General features: G+C 65.0%; 15 protein-coding genes. 4 read left to right on the top strand and 11 right to left on the bottom strand.

Annotated features, from left to right (window positions below; all coding sequences use genetic code 11):
- Nucleotides 1–74: 74 nt before the first annotated feature.
- The 3 genes from lepA to PS060_RS12915 all read right to left on the bottom strand — a co-directional run bounded on the left by lepA (nt 75) and on the right by PS060_RS12915 (nt 6,900).
- Nucleotides 75–1,892 carry a translation elongation factor 4 gene (gene lepA, locus PS060_RS12925; protein WP_273983696.1) on the bottom strand — a complete coding sequence of 606 codons (1,818 nt, stop codon included), beginning with the start codon at nt 1,890–1,892 and terminating at the stop codon, nt 75–77.
- A 55-nt stretch (nt 1,893–1,947) separates the two neighbouring features.
- The gene (locus PS060_RS12920) at nt 1,948–4,113 is read right to left on the bottom strand and encodes a putative bifunctional diguanylate cyclase/phosphodiesterase (RefSeq protein ID WP_273983694.1); all 2,166 of its coding nucleotides are present in this window, start codon (nt 4,111–4,113) and stop codon (nt 1,948–1,950) included.
- Between the two features lie 147 nt (nt 4,114–4,260).
- Nucleotides 4,261–6,900 (bottom strand): EAL domain-containing protein, encoded by a 2,640-nt coding sequence (locus PS060_RS12915; protein ID WP_273983692.1) that lies wholly within the window; start codon nt 6,898–6,900, stop codon nt 4,261–4,263.
- Between the two features lie 275 nt (nt 6,901–7,175).
- On the opposite strand from PS060_RS12915, the gene PS060_RS12910 reads away from it, so the two are divergent.
- The 3 genes from PS060_RS12910 to PS060_RS12900 all read left to right on the top strand — a co-directional run bounded on the left by PS060_RS12910 (nt 7,176) and on the right by PS060_RS12900 (nt 10,403).
- Nucleotides 7,176–8,873: a PHA/PHB synthase family protein gene (locus PS060_RS12910; protein WP_273983691.1), complete on the top strand. Its 1,698-nt coding sequence runs from the start codon at nt 7,176–7,178 to the stop codon at nt 8,871–8,873.
- A gap of 133 nt (nt 8,874–9,006) precedes the next feature.
- Nucleotides 9,007–9,867: an alpha/beta fold hydrolase gene (locus PS060_RS12905; RefSeq protein ID WP_273983689.1), complete on the top strand. Its 861-nt coding sequence runs from the start codon at nt 9,007–9,009 to the stop codon at nt 9,865–9,867.
- An 11-nt stretch (nt 9,868–9,878) separates the two neighbouring features.
- Entirely contained in the window at nt 9,879–10,403 is a 525-nt protein-coding gene (locus PS060_RS12900) for an SMI1/KNR4 family protein (protein ID WP_273983688.1), read from the top strand.
- Nucleotides 10,404–10,421: 18 nt separating this feature from the next.
- On the opposite strand, the gene PS060_RS12895 is transcribed toward PS060_RS12900, so the two are convergent.
- Nucleotides 10,422–11,393 carry a glycerophosphodiester phosphodiesterase family protein gene (locus PS060_RS12895; RefSeq protein ID WP_273983687.1) on the bottom strand — a complete coding sequence of 324 codons (972 nt, stop codon included), beginning with the start codon at nt 11,391–11,393 and terminating at the stop codon, nt 10,422–10,424.
- A 102-nt stretch (nt 11,394–11,495) separates the two neighbouring features.
- Between PS060_RS12895 and PS060_RS12890 the strand changes: the two genes are divergently transcribed.
- On the top strand, nt 11,496–13,262 hold the full coding sequence (locus tag PS060_RS12890; protein ID WP_273983685.1) for an N-acyl-D-amino-acid deacylase family protein: 1,767 nt from the start codon (nt 11,496–11,498) through the stop codon (nt 13,260–13,262).
- Between the two features lie 28 nt (nt 13,263–13,290).
- Here PS060_RS12890 and PS060_RS12885 read toward each other — a convergent pair whose 3' ends face one another.
- The 7 genes from PS060_RS12885 to PS060_RS12855 all read right to left on the bottom strand — a co-directional run bounded on the left by PS060_RS12885 (nt 13,291) and on the right by PS060_RS12855 (nt 19,187).
- Complete coding sequence (locus tag PS060_RS12885) at nt 13,291–14,370, bottom strand: DUF2855 family protein (protein WP_273983683.1); 1,080 nt, start codon at nt 14,368–14,370, stop codon at nt 13,291–13,293.
- Nucleotides 14,371–14,421: 51 nt separating this feature from the next.
- The gene (locus PS060_RS12880) at nt 14,422–14,781 is read right to left on the bottom strand and encodes a hypothetical protein (protein WP_273983681.1); all 360 of its coding nucleotides are present in this window, start codon (nt 14,779–14,781) and stop codon (nt 14,422–14,424) included.
- Complete coding sequence (gene dnaN, locus PS060_RS12875; protein WP_273983680.1) at nt 14,781–15,908, bottom strand: DNA polymerase III subunit beta; 1,128 nt, start codon at nt 15,906–15,908, stop codon at nt 14,781–14,783. Before dnaN ends, PS060_RS12880 begins: the two co-directional genes overlap by 1 nt.
- Nucleotides 15,909–16,064: 156 nt before the next feature.
- Nucleotides 16,065–16,625, bottom strand: a complete 561-nt coding sequence (locus PS060_RS12870; protein WP_273983679.1) for a hypothetical protein — start codon at nt 16,623–16,625, stop codon at nt 16,065–16,067.
- Entirely contained in the window at nt 16,622–17,380 is a 759-nt protein-coding gene (gene fabG, locus PS060_RS12865) for a 3-oxoacyl-[acyl-carrier-protein] reductase (protein ID WP_273983677.1), read from the bottom strand. Before fabG ends, PS060_RS12870 begins: the two co-directional genes overlap by 4 nt.
- Nucleotides 17,380–18,318 carry an ACP S-malonyltransferase gene (locus PS060_RS12860; RefSeq protein WP_273983675.1) on the bottom strand — a complete coding sequence of 313 codons (939 nt, stop codon included), beginning with the start codon at nt 18,316–18,318 and terminating at the stop codon, nt 17,380–17,382. Before PS060_RS12860 ends, fabG begins: the two co-directional genes overlap by 1 nt.
- A 38-nt stretch (nt 18,319–18,356) precedes the next feature.
- Nucleotides 18,357–19,187 carry an LD-carboxypeptidase gene (locus PS060_RS12855; RefSeq protein WP_273983673.1) on the bottom strand — a complete coding sequence of 277 codons (831 nt, stop codon included), beginning with the start codon at nt 19,185–19,187 and terminating at the stop codon, nt 18,357–18,359.
- Between the last annotated feature and the right edge of the window lie 51 nt (nt 19,188–19,238).

The following is a 19,238-nucleotide window of genomic DNA, read 5'->3' as shown; positions in this document are numbered from 1 at the left end:
CCGCCGGCCGGAATGCGGCCTCTCGCTTCTAGCTTGCCGGTCGCTTTGCGACCGTCTGCGCTAGGCGCTGGGCCTTATTCCTCCCCCATCCGCAGCGCGGCAATAAACGCCTCCTGCGGAATGGACACATTCCCATATTCCCGCATCCGCGCCTTCCCCTTCTTCTGCTTCTCCAGCAGCTTCTTCTTCCGGGTAATATCCCCGCCGTAGCACTTCGCCGTCACGTCCTTGCGCAGCGCCGCAATGGTCTCGCGCGCGATTACCTTGCCGCCGATCGCGGCCTGGATCGGGATCTTGAACAGGTGGCGGGGGATGAGATCCTTGAGGCGCTCGCACATCCCGCGGCCGCGTTCTTCGGCGTTGGCGCGGTGGACGATCAGGGACAGGGCGTCGACCGGCTCGTTGTTGACGAGGATGTTCATCTTCACGAGGTCGCCCTCGCGCGTGCCGATCTGTTCGTAGTCGAAGCTGGCGTAGCCGCGCGAGATCGACTTCAGGCGGTCGTAGAAATCGAACACCACTTCGTTGAGCGGCAGTTCATAGGACACCTGCGCGCGGCCGCCCACGTAAGTGAGTTCGGTCTGGATGCCGCGGCGGTCCTGGCACAGTTTGAGGATCGCGCCCAAGTATTCGTCGGGGGTGTAGATCACCGCCTTGATCCACGGCTCCTCGATCGACTCGATCCGGTTGGTGTCGGGCCAGTCGGCGGGGTTGTGGATGTCGATGGTCTTGGCGTCCTCGGTCTTCGAATGGCCGAGGTGGATGCGGTAGACCACGGAAGGGGCGGTGGTGATGAGGTCGAGGTCGTATTCGCGGCTGAGGCGTTCCTGAATGATTTCAAGGTGCAACAGGCCTAGGAAGCCGCAGCGGAAGCCGAAGCCCAGTGCCGCGCTCGACTCCATCTCGAAGGAGAAGCTCGCGTCGTTGAGGCGCAGCTTGGCGATGCTTTCGCGCAGCTTTTCGAAATCGGCGGCGTCGACCGGGAAGAGGCCGCAGAAGACGACCGGCTGGACTTCCTTGTAGCCCGGGAGCGCCTCGGTCGCCCCGCCCTTCACCGTGGTGATGGTGTCGCCGACGCGGGCCTGTTCGACTTCCTTGATCTGCGCGGTGATGAAGCCGATCTCGCCCGGGCCGAGTTCGGCAAGGTCGGTGCGCTTGGGGGTGAAGCAGCCGACGCGGTCGACGAGGTGCTGGGTGCCGCCCTGCATGAACTTGATGTTCAGCCCCTTGGTGAGCTTGCCGTTGATGACGCGCACGAGGATGACGACGCCGAGGTAGGGGTCGTACCACGAGTCCACGAGGCTGGCGGTCAGCGGGGCGTCGATCTGGCCCTTGGGCGCGGGGATGCGTTCGACCACGGCTTCGAGCACTTCCTCGATGCCGATGCCCGATTTGGCGGAGGCGAGGACGGCGTTGGAGGCGTCGAGGCCGATGATGTCCTCGATCTCGGCCTTGACCTTTTCGGGCTCGGCGGCGGGGAGGTCGATCTTGTTGATGACAGGGACGATTTCGTGATCGTGCTCGATCGACTGGTAGACGTTGGCGAGGGTCTGGGCCTCGACGCCTTGGGCTGCGTCGACGACGAGCAGCGCGCCCTCGCACGCAGCGAGGCTGCGGCTGACTTCATAGGCGAAGTCGACGTGGCCGGGGGTGTCCATCAGGTTGAGCTGGTAGGTTTCGCCATTCTTGGCGGTGTAGTTGAGGCGCACGGTCTGCGCCTTGATGGTGATCCCGCGCTCCTTCTCAATGTCCATGTTATCAAGGACTTGCTCGGACATCTCGCGCGCGGAGAGGCCTCCGGTGAACTGGATCAGCCGGTCGGCGAGGGTCGATTTGCCATGGTCGATGTGGGCAATGATCGAAAAATTGCGGATATGGGAGAGGTCAGTCATCGCCGCGCGATGTAGCGCCCGGTCACGGCAATGTCATTCGCCAAAAACGCAACACCTAGGCAGAGGGCGCGGCGTAGCCGAACTTGGGGATCGCCCCGCCCTGATCCATCCCCGCCAGCTTGCCCGGAGCGAGTGCGGCAAGCGGGGTTCCGGCGGCTGCCAGCGCATAGGGCGAGACCCGGTTGCGGGTGCACAGACCGCCCGATCCGTCCTCGATCAGCGACTGCTCGAACTCGAGCCCCTGCACATCGCCATTGGAGCGCGTCACCGTCGCCACCGCGAGCTGGCCGCCGCCAAGGTCGACCACGAATTGCGTGCCCTTGGGCACGTCAGCCAGACCCTGAATCAGCGCGCCCGACTTGGACAGGTTGCGCAGCGTCACCTCATAGGCATAGTCGTCGTGGATCACCTGGATCTTGCGGAAGACGGTGCGGCGCCGGGCGCGGCGGGTGCGGTCGCTGCCGGGATCGATCTTCCATGCCCCGCCCGCCATCTCCTGCGTCACCGCCTCGGCGTCGAGCGGCTCGCTGAAGATCGGGCCTTCGAGAAAGCGCACGCCACATTCGCTCAGCGCCGCCACCAGGCTTGCGCTTTCGATGCCATTGGCAATCGTATCCATCTGCAGCGCGCCCGCCAGCGCCACGATCGCGCGCACCAGTCCGAGCTCGCGGCTGTCGTGACGCTCGGCCTCGGCGACGAGCTTCTCGTCGATCTTGATCGCATCGAAGGGCGCGCGCCGCAGATAGGCGAGCGACGAATAGCCACTGCCAAACTCGTCGAGGGTCAGGCGCACACCAAGTTTGAACAACGCAGCCAGCGTTCGGTCGACGATATTGGTATCGCCAAAGAACACCGCCTCGCTGATTTCCAGTTCCAGCCGGGCAGGAGTGATGCCGGCGCTGTCGATTGCGGCGGCGACCGTTTCGAGGAAGTCGTCGGCCAGAAACAGCGCCACCGGCACATTGACCGCCACCCGCACCGTTTCGGGCCATGCTGCCGCTCGCTCGCACACTGCCGCAATCGCCCAGCGGCCGACATCGGGGAGCGATGCCGAGCCTTCGACGATCTGCGCGAATTCCTCCTCGTCGATGACCCCGCGTTGGGCGTGGTTCCAGCACACATGGGCCTCAAGCGCGCAGACCGATCCGTTCGCGGTTGCCACGATCGGCTCGAAACGCAGGAACAGCTGCTCCTCCCGCAGCGCCGTGCCCAGATCCTGTTCGAGCCGGCGGCGGAAGATCGTCTCGTTCTCAAGCTCGCCCGAGAAGAAGCGATACTGCCCGCGCCCACCATTCTTGGAGGCATAGAGCGCAAGGTCAGCCGCGCGCACGATTTCGTCGCGAGTGACCCCGTCATGCGGCGCGATGGCGATGCCGACCGAGGCGCCGATCACGCAGCGGCCTTCCTCAAGGCTGTAGGGCTGGCGCAGCATCGTGATGATCTTCTGCGCAATCTCGCCCAGAACGCCGCGATCGTCGAGATCGGGGATCATCACCTGGAACTCATCGCCGCCCAGTCGCCCGATCTCGCATTCGCGGTCGATCGCGCGGGTCAGGCGCGTGGCGACCTGCTTGAGCAGCTCGTCGCCTGCGGCATGGCCCAGCGTGTCGTTGACGTGCTTGAAGCGGTCGAGGTCGATCATCATCACCGCGCAGTTGCGACGCGCGGCCTTGAAGGCGGTCAGCGTGGCTTCGATCTGATGCGCCATGCGGTGGCGATTGCTGAGGCCGGTGAGCGAATCGTAACGGGCCAGACGCGCGGTTTCTTCCTCGCGGTAGAACTCCTCGGTGATGTCGGTGCCGGTGCCGCGAAAGCCCGCGAAGCTGCCATCGGCGGCGAACACGGGCTGACCCGAGAGGCGCAGCACCGCACCCTCTGGCTGGCGCACCGCGCGCACGGCCATCCCGACAAAACCCTTGTGCGCGCCGAGCATCAAAGGCAGCGACTTGGCACGCCCTTCACGGTCGGCAGCCGTGAAGATCGAGGTCAAGGGCTGACCGATCAGGGCGTCGAGCGGCACATCGAGCCGTGCAGCAATGGCCGCCGAGAGATAGGTCAGCTGGCCGCTCACATCGCTCGCCCAGAACCACCCCAGCCCCGATTGCTCCAGATCGTCGAGCATGGCCAGCCGTTCGCCATCGGTCATGGCCGAGGCGGCAGGCGGCAGGGCACCGCGCGCGGTACCATTGCTACGTGACGACAAGAGACCCTTCAGGGACATCTGTGGGGCACACCTCTTCAGCCTGAGGCCGCGAGGCAGGACGCCTGCGGCATGGCCTTGCCGCACAAGGCGTAAAGCCCGATGGTTAGTTTTTCGCTAAGAGGCTCGCCAAAGGCTGCATTAACCATGGGGCCGAGGCGCAGCTCGTCACCAGCCGCCCCTGGCCGCCGCCTGCCCGTGCGGGCTTTTGAGCACGGCAAAGCTGCCGTCCGCCCGGCGACGAAGCGGGGCATGAAACTCGATCCCGACCCGGTTCTCGCGCGACCAGCGCACCTGCCCGGTCACCGACTTGTCGGCGGAAAACTCGATCCGCACCGCACTGCCTGCGGGCATATTCCACAAGCCCTCGATCATGGCGCCGCTTTCCGAGATGTTGCGCAGCGTTGCGTTGAGGCGGTTGCCGTTGTGCACCACCACCACCTTGCGAAGCAGGTTCTGGCGCGGGGCGCGGGCGCATTGCGGGCCGTCTGCCTCGGCGACCAGATTGCCCGACACCAGCGCGGTCGCATCCGAGGCGTTCATCGGCTTGAAGTAGATGTAGCCCTGAACGTGGCTGCACCCCAGCAGACGCACCAGTTCCAGCTCGTCGAGTGTCTCCACGCCTTCGGCCGTGGTGTCCATGTGCAGGGCTTCGGCCAGCGACGTGATCGAGGCGATGATCGCGCCGTTGCGGCTGCCTTCTTCGGTGGCGCCCTGCACGAAGCTGCGGTCGATCTTGATCTTGTCGAACGGCGCTTTCTTCAGATAGCCGAGCGAGGAATAGCCGGTGCCGAAATCATCGAGAGCAAGCCGCACGCCAACGCGCTTCAAGGCCTTGAACATCGCATCCGTGCCCGCGTTGTCGTTGAGGAACACGCTTTCGGTGATCTCCAGCTCCAATCGCGAAGGCGCAACCCCGCTATGCGCAAGCGCATTGGCGACAATCGCGGGAAGGTCGGGATTGGCAAATTGCAGGGCCGAGACGTTGACCGCACAGCGGATCGAGCGCGGCCAGCGTGCAAGGTCGGCGCAGGCGGTGCGCAAGGCCCACTGGCCGATGCGGTCGATCAGGCCCGCATCCTCGGCGATGGGCACGAATTTGGCCGGGCTGATCCACCCGCGCTTGGGGTGGTTCCAGCGCATCAGCGCCTCGAAGCCCACGATCTTCTCGTCAGCAGCATAGACCACAGGCTGGTAATAGAGTTCAAGCTCGCCCTTGGTGATCGCCTCGCGCAGATCCTGCTCCAGCTCGGCGCGTTCTTCAGCTGCGGCGTGAAGATCCTCGGCATAGAACCGGTAGACCCCGCGCCCGGCGTCCTTGGCGGCGTAAAGCGCAAGGTCGACATTGCGGATCAATTCGTCGCTCGATGCGCCATGCTCGGGCGCCAGCGCGATCCCGACCGAGGCGCCGATCACCACGCTCTGCCCTTCAAGCGAATAGGGCTGCGAGAGGGCGTTGATGATGTCCTGCGCGATGTGACCCAGTGTGTGGCGATCCTGATGGCCGGGGACGATGACCTGGAATTCATCGCCGCCCAGACGCCCGCAGCGCCCGCTCGCCCCGATCGCCCGTTCGAGCCGCTGGGCGACCTGCTTGAGCAGCGCATCCCCCGCCGGGTGGCCGAGCGTATCGTTGACGTGCTTGAACCGGTCGAGATCGAGCATCAGCACCGCGCAGGCGCGCTCGCGTCCGCTGGGGGCGCTGAGGATCTGTTCGAGCGCCTGGCTCATCTGCACGCGGTTGGCCAGCCCGGTCAGCGAGCAGTAATGGGCCAGGCGCGAGACCTGCTGTTCGCTGCGGCGCTTTTCGGTGAGGTCGGTGCCGTGGCCGCGGAAACCGCAGAAGTTCTTGAAGCTGTCATAGACCGGGCGGCCGGCCAGCGCCCACCAGCGTTCGTCACCGGTGGTCGCCGCGCGCACCTCGACATCGTGAAAGGCCGAGCGCGCTGAAAGGTGGAAGGCCAGCGTGCGTTCGGCATCGGCGGCCCCTTGCGAGGGATCGACGATCTCGCTCAGGGGGCAGCCGATCACCTCGTCGGGCGACTTGCCCAGCACCATCGCGGCCTTGGGGGAGATATAGGTGATGAGCCCGCGCCGGTCGGTCTCCCAGAACCAGCCCTGTCCGGTTTCCTCGAAGCTGCGCAGAATATCCTCAGCCCGCGCCGCCACCCGTTCGCGCGCCTCGCGGGCAAGCCGGCGGCGTTCGGCGGCCTTCCATTCAAGCCGCGCAATCAGCGAGAGCGTGATCGCCGCAGCCAGCAGCGCGGCATAGGTCAGCGTGCCGGGAACCAGCAGCGAAAAGCCCATCCAGCTGGCGATCTTGGAAAAGAACAGCGAGATGATGCGCATATCGAACAGCGCGGCGGCGGCAGCGTTGATGCACACCAGCGTCGCGATGGCCCATTGCCACGGCAGCCCCTCTGCCACCCAGCGCGCCAGAGCCACGCCTGCGCAGGCCATAGGCAGAACAATGCCCACCATCACGACAAAGCCGCGCATGGCGGCGCTGGAACCGGCGCCGCGCTCCAGTCTTGCAAACAGCGTCCCGCAAGCGAACAGCGCCGCTGATGCCAGGGCAGCCCCGCAGGTGATCGGGGTTGGCAGACCCTGAAACACCAGGGCAGACATGGTGAAGGCGAAAAGCAGGAACACCGTCATCCCGCCAGCCTGGCGTGGAAGGAAGAAATTCTGCTCGCTGGCCGGCTCGTCGATAGCCTGTTTCAGCCCGCCGGGCTGGCTGGTGCGCAGTCGCTCGGCTCCCCGCCGCTCGCCCCGCGCGCGTTGATCGTTTTCGCTTTGCTTGGCCAATGCAACAGAACGCAAATCGCGCCGCATCGCAGGACGCGGATCGACACTTGCAAACTTTCGAATTGGGTCCCCAGCCATCCTCCATCCCATGCCCGAAGAGCGCTAAGAAAAGCGTTAATCTGCATCCTTAATTCTTTCAGGGATTGCTCCGGCGCCGTGGCGGGGACGGCTTGCAACTTGGCAACCGAGGCGGCACAACGGGCCGCAAAGATCGCGCGGATCGAAGCACCGGGCCAACCGGATGCGCGCGCGGGAAGCAGGAGAAGGGGATCTCGATGGCACGCAGCGAAGTCAGACTCGAAAACGAAGCCGCCCAGTCGACCAATGCATTGGGGCCGCTGGTGGGCCTTGCGCGCGAGGATTTCGTCAGCGCGGTCGCGCTGCTGCTGCGCGAAACGGCCTCCGATCCGTCGCGGTTCATCCGCCACTCCACCGCGATGGCGCAGGACATGGTCAAGATCATGACCGGCAAAAGCGAGCTGGCCCCCGATCCCAAGGACAAGCGGTTCATGGATCCGGCGTGGCAATACAACCCCTTCTTCCGCGCCGGCGCGCAATATTACCTCGCCGTGCAGAAGGGGATGAAGAACTGGCTGGAGGAGCTCGAACTTGACGAGCTGGAGCGCAACCGCGCGAACTTCATCGCCAACATCATCCTTGATGGCCTTGCCCCGACCAACTCGCTGATCGGCAACCCCACTGCGCAAAAGCAGATCATCAATTCGGGCGGTCTCAGCCTCATCAAGGGGCTGCAGAACGCCTATAACGACCTCGTCCACAACAAGGGCATGGTCAGCCAGGTCGACAAGCGCCCGTTCAAGATCGGCGAGAACATCGCGACCTCGAAGGGCGCCGTGGTTTACCGCGACGAGATCATGGAGGTGCTGCACTATGCGCCGACCACCGAGGAAGTGTATGAAATTCCTCAGCTGACGATCCCGCCGCAGATCAACAAGATGTACATCAACGACCTCTCGCCCGACAAGTCGGTGATCAAATGGCAGGTCGACAACGGCATCCAGACCTTCGTCATTTCGTGGCGCAACCCGTCGAAGGATCAGGGCCACTGGGGCATGGCGGATTACATCGCGGCTTGCGAAAAGGCGCTGGAAGTGGTCGCGGACATTACCGGATCGAAGAAGGTTAACGTCTCGGCCGGGTGTTCGGGCGGGCAGACGGCCTCGGTGCTCGCCTCCAAGCTGGCGGCGACTGGCAACCCGATCCTCGGCACATTGACGCTGATGGTGTGCGTGCTGCACCCCAAGCCGACCGATATCGAAGCCGGATCACTCGTCAGCGAGAACGGCATGGCCCTCGCCCGCCAGCGCGCGATGAAGCAGGGCGTGATCAAGGCCGACGATCTGGCGCGCGGCTTTGCATGGCTGCGACCGAATGACCTGATCTGGAACTACGTCATCAACAACTACCTGCTGGGACAAGACCCACCGGCCTTCGACGTGCTGTTCTGGAACGCGGACGCGACCAACCTGTCCTCCAGCCTGATGGGGGATTTCCTCACCCTGTTCGAAACCCTCGCCTTCACCAAGAAGGGCGAAGTCGAAATGGCCGGGCACAAGGTCGACCTCAGCAAGGTGACCGCCGATCTGTTCATCCTTGGCGGGGTGACCGATCACATTACCCCGTGGAAGGCGACCTATCGTTCGACCCAGCTGTTCGGATCGAAGGACGTGACCTACGTGCTCTCGCAGAGCGGCCACATGCAGGCGATCCTCAACCCGCCGGGCAACCCCAAGGCCAAGTACTTCGTGCAGGCCAAGCCGGGCAAGCTCCCGGCCACCGCCGACGAGTGGCTGCAGGGCACCGAAGAGGTCAAGGGCAGCTGGTGGCCGCTGTGGATGGAGTGGGTGCAGAAGCGCTCGGGCAAGAAAAAGCCGGCGCCCGCCTCGCTCGGCAATGCCACCCACAAACCGACCGACAAGGCGCCGGGACTCTACGTCGTCGAAGAAGTCTGATAAGGCGGCAGCGCGTCTGGGGCTTTCCGGCACCGGGGCAAGGACGCACAAGCTTATGGGCGCGCGCGCTATGGGATCGGTGTGCGCGCCCAACCCGCCTTCCTTCGGGGGGCGCATGAAAGGACGTGAATAGGTGACAAATCCCATGGACGACGCGGTCGTCTCGATGGAGCAAGTGGGCGGCCGGACGCTACGGACTGCGGCCTGGCGGCTCGATATGCCTTCCGACCATCTGCCGGTTCTGTTCTTCAACGGCATCGGCGCGAATATCGAGGCCGTGGCCCCGCTGGCCGCCGCCCTGCCCGAACGCGGCTTTATCATGTTCGATATGCCCGGTGTCGGCGAATCACCCGATCCGCTGGTGCCCTACAACCCCTTCACCATGAGCTGGACGGCGGCCCAGCTGCTCGACAAGTTCGGTCTCGACGAGGTCGATGTCATGGGCGTGTCGTGGGGCGGCGCGATGGCGCAGCACTTTGCGCTCCAGCACCCGGGCCGCACCCGGCGGCTGACCCTGATCGCGACCACGCCGGGGATGCTGATGGTGCCGGGCAACCCGGCAGCCTTCACCAAGATGGCCAATCCGCGCCGCTACATCGACCCTGAATTCATGAACGAACACTTCGCCACGCTCTATGGCGGGGTCGACAAGGATGGGGCCGCGCACCAGAAGGACAGCCACATCGGCCGCCTCAAGCCCCCTTCCCCGCGCGGCTATATGTATCAGCTGATGTGTATGCTCGGCTGGACGAGCCTGCCTGCCCTTCCCTTCATGACCAAGGAAACCCTCATCATGATGGGCGAGGACGACCAGATCGTCCCGCTGATCAATGGCCGGATCCTGAAGGCGATGATCCCCAATTCGCGGCTTCAGACCTTCGAAGGCGGCGGGCACCTGTTCTTGCTGACCCATGCGGACGAAAGCGTGGCCGCTATCCGCGAATTCCTCGATGCGCCGGAGACGGCGAAGGAATCCAAGCGCTCGGCGGCTTGAGGCGACCAGACATGACGCCCGAGGCTGTTGCTGATTACCTGCTGGGAGATCAGATCGCGCTTGATGCGGTTACCCTCGCAGACGTGGCGCAGCAAGCGGGCGCCAACCTGCCCGAGGATTACAAGTCCTTCCTGATGCTCCGCAATGGAGGCTTCACCTCGCCGACCGCGTGCGAGCAGCCACCGCTGGTGACTCGGGACGGCCACGCGATCGAGCAATTCTATTGCGTTACATCGCTGGAACCGGACTGGAGCGAAACCTCCATCCGCAACTACCAGGTGATGACCCTGCGCCAATGGCTGGAAGAGACAGGCGGCGATAACGTGAACGTGCCGCCGTGCTGGATTGTGATTGGCGGCAATTGGGATGGTAACCAGTTCGCTCTCGACCTGTCGGTGCCGGGCGGCGAAGTGGTGTGGCTGGATCACGAATTGCTGCCGAACGAAGACGACAACAGCTTTCCGACCGACGATGGCGTGCAGCGCCTCGGGTTCACATTCAAGCAGTTCATTGAAGCGCTGGAAACTCCCGCGTAGCCGCCCCGGTCGTGAGGCCTATTGGCGGGCTTCTTGTGGCTCTTCGAGCGCAGCCCGGCTGACCCCGCACTGGCCCGGCTTGGGCAAGCGCCCCGCCTCGGCCAGAGCAGCCGCAGCTTCGCGCGGGCGGTCGGTGGCGAGGATGTCGATGCCTTCCTTGCCCAGTTCGGCGTAGCGTTCATCCATTCCATAGCGGTCGATCACCGCATCGATCGACCGCGGCGGGCGACCGAGCGTGCCGAAGATCACTTCGATGTTCTGTTTGTCGAGTTCGCGGTAAAGTTCAGGGCGCGGCAGGCGAGTGCCGGTGAAGGCGACCATGCGATCCTCCGGGATGCCCGCCGCCTTCAGCGCCGCGACATCGCCGGGCGCGTCGACCGAGACCGACAGCAGCATTTCCGGCGCGGCGCGGTGCAGGCTTGCTGCCTGCTCGACCGAATAGGCGATCAGGATGACGCTGCCTGCCATGCCCGCCGCGCGGATTTCGGCGACGACCTTGTCTACATTGGCCGAACGCTTGAAGTCGATCTGCATCACGGTGCGGCCCTTGGCCCAGGCCAGCGCCTCGCTCAGCTTCGGGATCGCATAGGGCGTGACCCAGCCCCAATTGTCCTTGAGTTTCAGAGCGCTCAGCGCCGCCCAATCCTGCGCGGCTGCCTCGCCCGTGCCGGTGGTGGTGCGATCGAGCCGGTCGTCGTGCAGCAGGAACAGCACGCCATCGGTGCTCTGGCCGACATCGACCTCCATGATCGCGGGCGCGGCCATCAGCAGCGCCTCCATGGTGGGGATCGCGTTCTCCGGCAGGCCGGGGGTCGGCCCGCCGCGATGGGCCGACACCAGCGTCTGCCCGGCGTTCTCGAAGCAATCGAGCATTGCTGACAGATCGGTTTCGGGCGCGAGACGCCACGCGCCGCCATCCTGCGCGGCCAGCGGGGTGGCCATCGCCGCCATGCCTGCCAAAGCGAGCTTCAAGACCTTCATGCGACCCATTCTTGCTTACCCTTGCCTTCGGACTGCCATTATCGACGGTGCCCGCCCCCTTGTCGGGCTGCGCCGTTTGCGTCATCCTTGCCCCCATAAGGGAGAGAGAGAATGGCGCAATATGACCTGATCATCCGGGGCGGGACAATCGTCGATGGCACCGGGGCGGCCGCCTATGTCGGCGATGTCGCGGTGAAGGACGGCTTGATCGCGGGCGTGGGCCGGATCACCGGCAGTGCCGCCGAGGAAATCGATGCCACCGGGATGATCGTTGCCCCCGGCTTTGTCGACATTCACACCCATTACGACGGGCAGGCCACCTGGGATCAGGAAATGGCGCCCTCCAGCTGGCACGGGGTCACGACGGTCGTGATGGGCAATTGCGGCGTCGGCTTCGCGCCCGCCAAGCCGGACCGTCACGAATGGCTCATCAGCCTGATGGAAGGGGTGGAGGACATTCCCGGCACCGCGCTCGCGGAGGGGATGACCTGGGACTGGGAGACCTTCCCCGAATATCTCGACGCGCTCGAAAAGCTCCCCCGCACGGTCGATGTCGGCACCCACGTCCCCCACGGCGCGGTGCGCGCCTATGTGCTGGGCGACCGCGAACAACCCGGCGCGGTGCCGACGGAAGCGGACATTGCGGCGATGGCGGCCATCGTGGAGGAAGGCGTGCGGGCCGGCGCGCTGGGCTTCTCGACCTCGCGCACGGTGCTGCACAAGTCGGTGGATGGCGAGCTCGTTCCCGGCACCACCGCGACGCCCGAAGAACTGATCGCGATCGGCCACGCCATGGGCCGCGCGACCGCCGCAGGCGGCCATGCGGTGTTCGAAATGGCAAGCGATTTGAAGCGCGAATGGAACGAGTTCGACTGGATGGGCAAGCTCAGCCGCGAAGCCAAGATCCCTGTCACCTTCGCCGCGCTGCAATCCATCGCCAAGGAATTGTCGCTCGACGAACAGATCGCCCAGATGCGCGCAGAGAATGACAATGGCGCCAACATCGTCGCCCAGATCGCGCTGCGCGGGAACGGGATCGTGATGGCATGGCAGGGCACGGTCCACCCCTTCCGCTTCCGCCCAAGCTGGATGGCGATTGAAGGCCTGCCGTGGGAGGAGCAGCGCGCGAAGCTGCTCGATCCGGCCTTCAAGGCGCAGATGCTCGCCGAGCCCAATGACTACACCGATGCGCCCAAGGACATCGGCGGGGTCGTCATGGCGATCAGCATGGGCTGGACGCTGCAATACGAGATGGACCCCGATTTCGACTACGAACCCGCCGCCGATGCCAGCATCAACGCGCGCGCGGCAGCAGCGGGCGTGGCGCCGCAGGAATATGCCTATGACCTGCTGTGCCGCGACGAGGGCAAGGGCTTCATATACCTGCCGATCCTCAACTATGCGGACGGCAATCTCGATTTCCTCCACCCCCTCCAGCACGCCGACGACACGGTCAATTCGCTGTCGGACGGCGGGGCGCATTGCGGGACGATCTGCGATGCGGCATCGCCGACCTTCATGCTCGAACACTGGGTGAAGTCGCGCCGCCGCGGGGCAACGATCACGCTGGAACAGGCGATCAAGCGCCAGTGCCGCGATACCGCGCGGCTCTACGGGCTTGAGGATCGCGGGGTGATCGCGCCGGGCTATCTCGCCGATCTCAACGTGATCGACTTGGACAAGCTGAAGCTGGGCAAGCCGTGGCTCGCTTTCGATCTGCCTGCGGGCGGCAAGCGGTTGCTGCAGAAGGCGACCGGCTATGTCGCCACGATCAAGAGCGGCACTGTCACCTTCCGCGACGGACAATGGACCGGCCAGACACCGGGCGGGCTGATCCGCGGGCCGCAGCGGGTGGAGCTGGCCGAGGCGGCGGAGTAATCCGCCACCGCTGCGGCAAGCATCCGGTCTAGGGCTCGATCACGATGCCCTTGGCCGGGTCGATCTGGCCTGCGACCATCGTGGTGAACACATCCCGCGCCGCGGCAAGCCCGGCGTGGCGTTCGATGGTGATCGTGCCTTCTGCCGCCTTCAGGAATTCGTGCCAGGCGGCGGCGACCAGCTTGCCGCCCTCCACAGGGCCATGGGCCTTGAAGAAGGCGACCGCGTGGTCGGGAGCGAAGAACAGCTGCGGCTTGGGGCCGGGCAGCGGCGCGTTTGCGCCGAACACCGAACGCGCCTCGATATGGGTCGCGCCCACCAGCACCGATTGCGCCAGCGCATCGCCGAAATGGTGGTGGATGCGCGCCAGCAGCTCGGCATTACCGGCGAAATCGACGCTGACTGACGGCGCCACCGGCACACTGGCGAGGTCATCATAGGCGTAAACCACGTCATAAAGCCCACTGGCCTCGACAAAGGCGACATTGCCCTTGGAGGTCAGGCCGATGCGCTTCACCCCCGGCGAGGTCTGCCGCGCAACGCTTGCCAGCCCCATCGCGGTCTTGGACGAAGCACTGGTGACGACCAGTTGCTGCGCGCCGAACCAGTCCGCGCCGCGCAGGAAATACTCGATCAGGAACCCGGTGCGGAACAGCGGGCCGAAGATCATCCGTTCGGCCTCGCGCGCGGGATCATGTTCCGGATCGGCGGCAAGGCGGGTGTAGCTGTTGTAGACCGGGCTCATCGGCTGGCGATAGTCGGTCGTATCGACGAACCCGCCGGCTGTCACCTTGCCCGGGATCACATCGAGATGGCTTGCCATCGGCAGATAGCCATAGACCCGCTCGCCCACGGCGATCTCGGGGCAGCGGCTTTCGATCACCCGCGCATGGCCCCACATCGGCACGATGCCCATGCCTTCGGGCGCGGGGAAGAAATCCCAGTACTTGAACCCGTCGCCCACCACCGCATAGGTGACGTTGTTGGCGGTGACCGAGAAACTCTCGATCTGGAGCCGCACCGCGCCTTCGGCCAGCGTAGCAAGGGGGACTTCGACCAAAGCAGCGCGAGTCAGCGCGGCCTTTTCGACGTGAATCTGCTGCGCCATCTTTCCCTCATCCCGTCTGCTGGCGACCCGACATTTGCGCGGGCCTGCGGCCTATCCGCCCGAAGCCTTCAGATCGCTACCCAACTTGGTCATGCGATTGCCGAAGTCCTGAAACCGGGGCAGGCACGAAGACTCCAGCGCCTGCACCTCCTGAGGGGAAAGCGCCATGGCGCGCGCGCCCATGACCTCGCCGATCTTGCGGCCGCTCTGCCCTTCATAGAGCCCGATGAACCACGCGGTGGCGATCATCAGGCCGGTGCGTTCGGCCTCATCCTGCGAAACCCCAAGGCGGAACGAGGCCCAGATCGCACAGTCGAGGTTCTGGTCCACGGTCGCCTGCTGGGCGCCTGCGGGGCTGGACAGCAAGAGGGCGGCGGTTGCAGCGGCAAGGATCGGGTTGCGCATCATCATCACACTCGCATCGGCATTAGGACATAGAGAGCGCGGGCCTGATCGTTTTCGCGGATCAGCGTCGGCGCGCCAGCATCGGCGAGGTGGAGTTCCACCGTGTCGCTGTCGATCTGGCCGAGGATATCCTTGAGATAATTGGCGTTGAAACCGATCTCGAGCCCCTCGGCGCGGTATTCGGCGGCCAGTTCCTCAGCCGCCGTGCCATTGTCGGGCGAGGTGACCGAGAGCGTCACGCGGTCGTTATCCAGCCCGATCTTGACCGCGCGGGTCTTCTCGGTGGCGATGGTCGCGACGCGGTCGACGCCCGAGAAGAACAGCTTGGGATCGACCTTCAGCAGCTTGTCATTGGCGGTCGGGATCACGCGGCTGTAATCGGGGAAGGTCCCGTCGATCAGCTTGGAGGTGAGCACCACCCCGCCCTCGCCGCCGAGCGTGAAGCGGATCTTGCTGGCGCTGAGGTCGATCAGGACATTGCTGTCGAGCGCTTCTTCCAGCAGCTTGCGCAGCTCGCCCACGGCCTTCCTCGGCACGATCACGTCGGGCATCCCGGCAGCGCCTTCCGGGCGCGGCAGAGTGAAGCGCGCAAGGCGGTGGCCGTCGGTGGCGGCAGCCTTGAGCAACGGTTCGTCCTCATCGGTGACGTGCAGGAAGATGCCGTTGAGGTAATAGCGCGTCTCTTCGGTCGAGATCGCAAAGCGGGTGCGGTCGATCAGCTCGGCGAGCAGCCGCGCAGGAATTTCGAAGCTGGTCGGCAGGTCGCCTTCGACGATCACCGGGAAGTCATCGCGCGGCAAGGTCGGCAGCTTGAAGTTCGAGCGGCCCGCCTTGACCTCCAGACGGTTGTCGTTGGTGGTCAGGCTGACTTGGCTCCCCTCGGGCAGCTTCCTCGCAATGTCGAACAGCAGGTGTGCCGAGACCGTGATCGCGCCAGGCTGATCCACGGACGATGCGCTCATCGTCTCGACCACCTGAAGGTCGAGGTCGGTCGCCATCACCCGCACGCTGCCACCCACGTCCGCGTCGATCAACACGTTGGAGAGGATCGGAATGGTGTTGCGCCGCTCCACCACGGATTGAACATGGGAAAGGCACCGCAGCAGCGTCGCGCGTTCGATCGTGGCCTTCATCGCTTGTCCCTTATCGGTCCTGTGTCTTGCGCGGGGACGAAAGGAATCGCCCTCAAGCGCCGGAAAGTTCCGGAAACCTTAGCGCAGGCATCGCGGCGGGCAAGTTGGCGACAATGCGCGGGGGCATTGTGCTGGGGATAAGGGGGCAGCGCAAGCTCAGCGAGCAGCCTCGGCGCGCAATTGCGCAAGTTGGACGGCCCCTGACACATAGGCGTGAACCAGCACACCCAGAAGCCGGTCCCCTTCCTCGCCACTTTCGACGTTGATCGAAAGCCCCTCGGGTGGCCCCTGCCGCATCAGATCATAAACGGCTTCGCTGGTCAGGGTGGCATCGCCCCCGGTTTCGGGCTGCACCTGTGCGACGGCTCTTTCGAGCCAGGCGGCGCTAAAGCCGCGATCCGCAAAGCGGCGTCCAGCCTCGTCGCGCATGGCCTTGGCCGTGACCATTGCGCCAGTCCGCCTGCCATTCGTGTCGGGCAGGCCATGCGCAGACACGCAATCGATGGCAATCGCAACAAAGCGGGCGGCGAAATCGGATGGCGGCTGCGCCAAGCCCGCGGCGGCCAGAACAGCATCGACGGCTGGAGCGCCAAGCTCCGCGTCAGCACGTTTCTCGATGCAGATTTCGGCCGGGTGCACAAATCCGAGTTCACCCGCCGATACCGGCCCGGCAAGAGCTGCAAACGCGGCAGGAAGCAGCCCAATCGCCTTGATCACAGCATCGCCATCCCGCCGTTTACGTGGAGGGTTTCGCCCGTCACGTAAGCCGCCTCGCGGCTGGCGAGGAAAGCGACTGCAGCGCCGATTTCCGCGCCCTCGCCCATCCGGCCCATCGGGATGCGGCTGTTGATCGCGGCCTGCTGCTTTTCGTCCAAGGCGGCGGTCATCGCGGTGCGGATGAAGCCGGGGGCAACGCAGTTGGCGGTGATCCCGCGGCTGGCGACTTCCTGCGCGAAGCTCTTGGTCATACCGGTCAGGCCCGCCTTGGCAGCGCAGTAGTTCATCTGGCCCGGATTGCCGGTCGCCCCCACCACCGAGGTGATGTTGATGATCCTGCCGAAGCGCGCCTTCATCATCGGCCGGGCAGCGGCGCGCATCAGACGGAAGCTGGCTTCGAGGTTGATGCGGATCACCTGATCCCATTCCTCGTCCTTCATCCGCATCCCCAGATTGTCACGGGTGATGCCGGCGTTGTTGACGAGGATGTCGACCGTCCCCAGCGTGTCGAGCATCGCCGGGATCAGTTCTTCCACCTGCGTGGCATTGCCGAGGTCACAGGTGATCTCGACATGGCCATCGTGGTCGTGCGGGTAGGCTTCGTTCAATTCATCGCGGAAGGCGCGCAGCTTGGCCGCGTTGGAGCCCGACAGCGCCAACCGCGCGCCCTGGGCGGCGAGCGCGTGCGCAATGCTCGACCCGATCCCGCCCGATGCGCCGGTGACCAGCGCGTTCATGCCCTTCAGTGAAAACATCACGCGATCTCCTTCGCAAAGGCCTCAAGGTCAGCCATGGTGACGAGGCTGGTCACCTGCGCCGCCTTGTCGATCCGGCCCACCATCGGGCCGACCACCTTGCCGCCCAGTTCGACGAAGTGTTCTACCCCATCGGCGCGCATGGCAAGCACGCTTTCGCGCCAGCGCACGCGGCCCGTGACCTGTTCGACCAGCAGAGCGCGCTCCTCTTCGGGATCGGTGACGGGGGCAGCGGTGACGTTGGCATAAAGCGGCAATGCCAGCGCGCCGGGCGGGGTTGCGGCGAGCGCATGGGCCATCTTCTCGGCCGCAGGCGCCATCAGCGACGAATGGAACGGGGCCGAGACATTGAGGATCATGCCGCGCTTGATCCCGTGCTCCTTTGTCAGCGCCACGGCCCGCTCGATCGCGCCGGTGTGGCCCGAGAGCACGACCTGCGAGGGGTCATTGTCGTTGGCGACCTCGCAGACCTCGCCTTGTGCGGCCGCTTCGGCCAGTGCCTTGGCCTGTTCGATGTCGGCCCCTAGCAAGACCGCCATCGTCCCCTCGCCCACCGGCACAGCGGCCTGCATCGCCCAGCCCCGCAGCTTGAGGAGCCGCGCGGTGTTGGGGAGGCTGAAGGCGCCAATCGCGGCGAGCGCAGTGTATTCGCCCAGCGAATGGCCCGCGACGCAGTTGGCGGTTTCGAGCAGCTTCACGCCGAAGTCACGCTCGAGCACCCGAAGGGTGGCGATGGCATTGGCCATGATCGCAGGCTGGGCGTTTTCGGTGAGGGTGAGCCGGTCTTCCGGCCCGTCGCGCATGAGCGCCGTGAGGTTCTGGCGCAGCGCCTCATCCACCTCGCCGAAGACGTCACGCGCCGCTTCGCTTGCCGCGGCAAGCTCCGTTCCCATGCCGACCTTCTGGCTACCCTGCCCCGGAAAAATGAACGCGCGCATTTCAGACCCCATCGCTTTGACGATTTTGGGCCGCGCCGTTACGTCCGTGCGGGCGGGCTGGCAAGGCCGAAGGGCACAACCCTGTTGGCAGACGTGTGCCCGATCAGCGCACGGCCAAGGTATGGCACGCCCATCCGCGCGCACCAGAACTGGGCGATCTCTTCCTCGTTCTGGCCGAATTCGACGTAGTTTTCCGGCACATCGGTGACCGCGCCGAGCCTGAGGCCGGCAATGCGCGGCAGGGTGCCGGCAAGGTGAAAGAACAGCCGGTCGATCGAGTAGAGATGTTCGGCCACTTCCTCGACCATCACCACATGGCCGGTGAGATCGGGCATCATCTGCGTACCACTGAGCATGGCGAGGGTGATGAGATTGAAGGCCACCGCCGGCGTCGTTCCGTCAAGACTGGGTTCCAATCCGCTGGTATCGCCCTCCAGCCAGCGCAGGACGCGGCGGATCGCCTCCTTGCCCCCGTCCGACCGCGCGCTCACCGGCATGTGGCCATGCACGCACTGCCCGATCCCTTCCCGGTACAGCGCGGCGAGCAGATAGCCGCAGTCCGAAAAGCCGATATAGGTCTTGGTTCGCGCGCTCGCGTTCATCCGCGCCACCGCCGCCTCGGCGATGCGGTTGGAGCCGTAACCGCCCTTGGCGAACCACACGACATCGAAAGCGGGATCATTGGCACATTCGAGCAAGGCGGTCAGCCGCCGCAGATCATCGCCGGCAAAGTGCCCGGCCCGCTCGAAGCATTGATCGTGGAAGGTCAGCCGGTGGCCGGGAAACTCGGCGGCCACCAGCGCCTCGCACGCTGCGCGCTGTTCGGGGGTGATCGGGGTCGCAGGGGCGCAGATGGCGATATTCGTCATAAGTCCCAGCCTATGGCGCTTGTCAGGGCGCACGCAAGCCAATAACCAAGC

Source organism: Erythrobacter sp. BLCC-B19 (assembly GCF_028621955.1).
Taxonomy (GTDB): domain Bacteria; phylum Pseudomonadota; class Alphaproteobacteria; order Sphingomonadales; family Sphingomonadaceae; genus Erythrobacter.
The sequence above is the reverse complement of the archived record's forward strand: the minus strand, read 5'-3'. Positions and strand labels throughout refer to the sequence as shown.

Coding starts and splice junctions, on each gene's coding strand:
- lepA (WP_273983696.1), bottom strand. CDS start 1,892: ATGACTGACCTCTCCCATATCCGCAATTTTTCGATCATTGCCCACATC.
- PS060_RS12920 (WP_273983694.1), bottom strand. CDS start 4,113: ATGTCCCTGAAGGGTCTCTTGTCGTCACGTAGCAATGGTACCGCGCGC.
- PS060_RS12910 (WP_273983691.1), top strand. CDS start 7,176: ATGGCACGCAGCGAAGTCAGACTCGAAAACGAAGCCGCCCAGTCGACC.
- PS060_RS12900 (WP_273983688.1), top strand. CDS start 9,879: ATGACGCCCGAGGCTGTTGCTGATTACCTGCTGGGAGATCAGATCGCG.
- PS060_RS12895 (WP_273983687.1), bottom strand. CDS start 11,393: ATGGGTCGCATGAAGGTCTTGAAGCTCGCTTTGGCAGGCATGGCGGCG.
- PS060_RS12890 (WP_273983685.1), top strand. CDS start 11,496: ATGGCGCAATATGACCTGATCATCCGGGGCGGGACAATCGTCGATGGC.
- PS060_RS12885 (WP_273983683.1), bottom strand. CDS start 14,370: ATGGCGCAGCAGATTCACGTCGAAAAGGCCGCGCTGACTCGCGCTGCT.
- PS060_RS12880 (WP_273983681.1), bottom strand. CDS start 14,781: ATGATGATGCGCAACCCGATCCTTGCCGCTGCAACCGCCGCCCTCTTG.
- dnaN (WP_273983680.1), bottom strand. CDS start 15,908: ATGAAGGCCACGATCGAACGCGCGACGCTGCTGCGGTGCCTTTCCCAT.
- fabG (WP_273983677.1), bottom strand. CDS start 17,380: ATGTTTTCACTGAAGGGCATGAACGCGCTGGTCACCGGCGCATCGGGC.
- PS060_RS12860 (WP_273983675.1), bottom strand. CDS start 18,318: ATGCGCGCGTTCATTTTTCCGGGGCAGGGTAGCCAGAAGGTCGGCATG.
- PS060_RS12855 (WP_273983673.1), bottom strand. CDS start 19,187: ATGACGAATATCGCCATCTGCGCCCCTGCGACCCCGATCACCCCCGAA.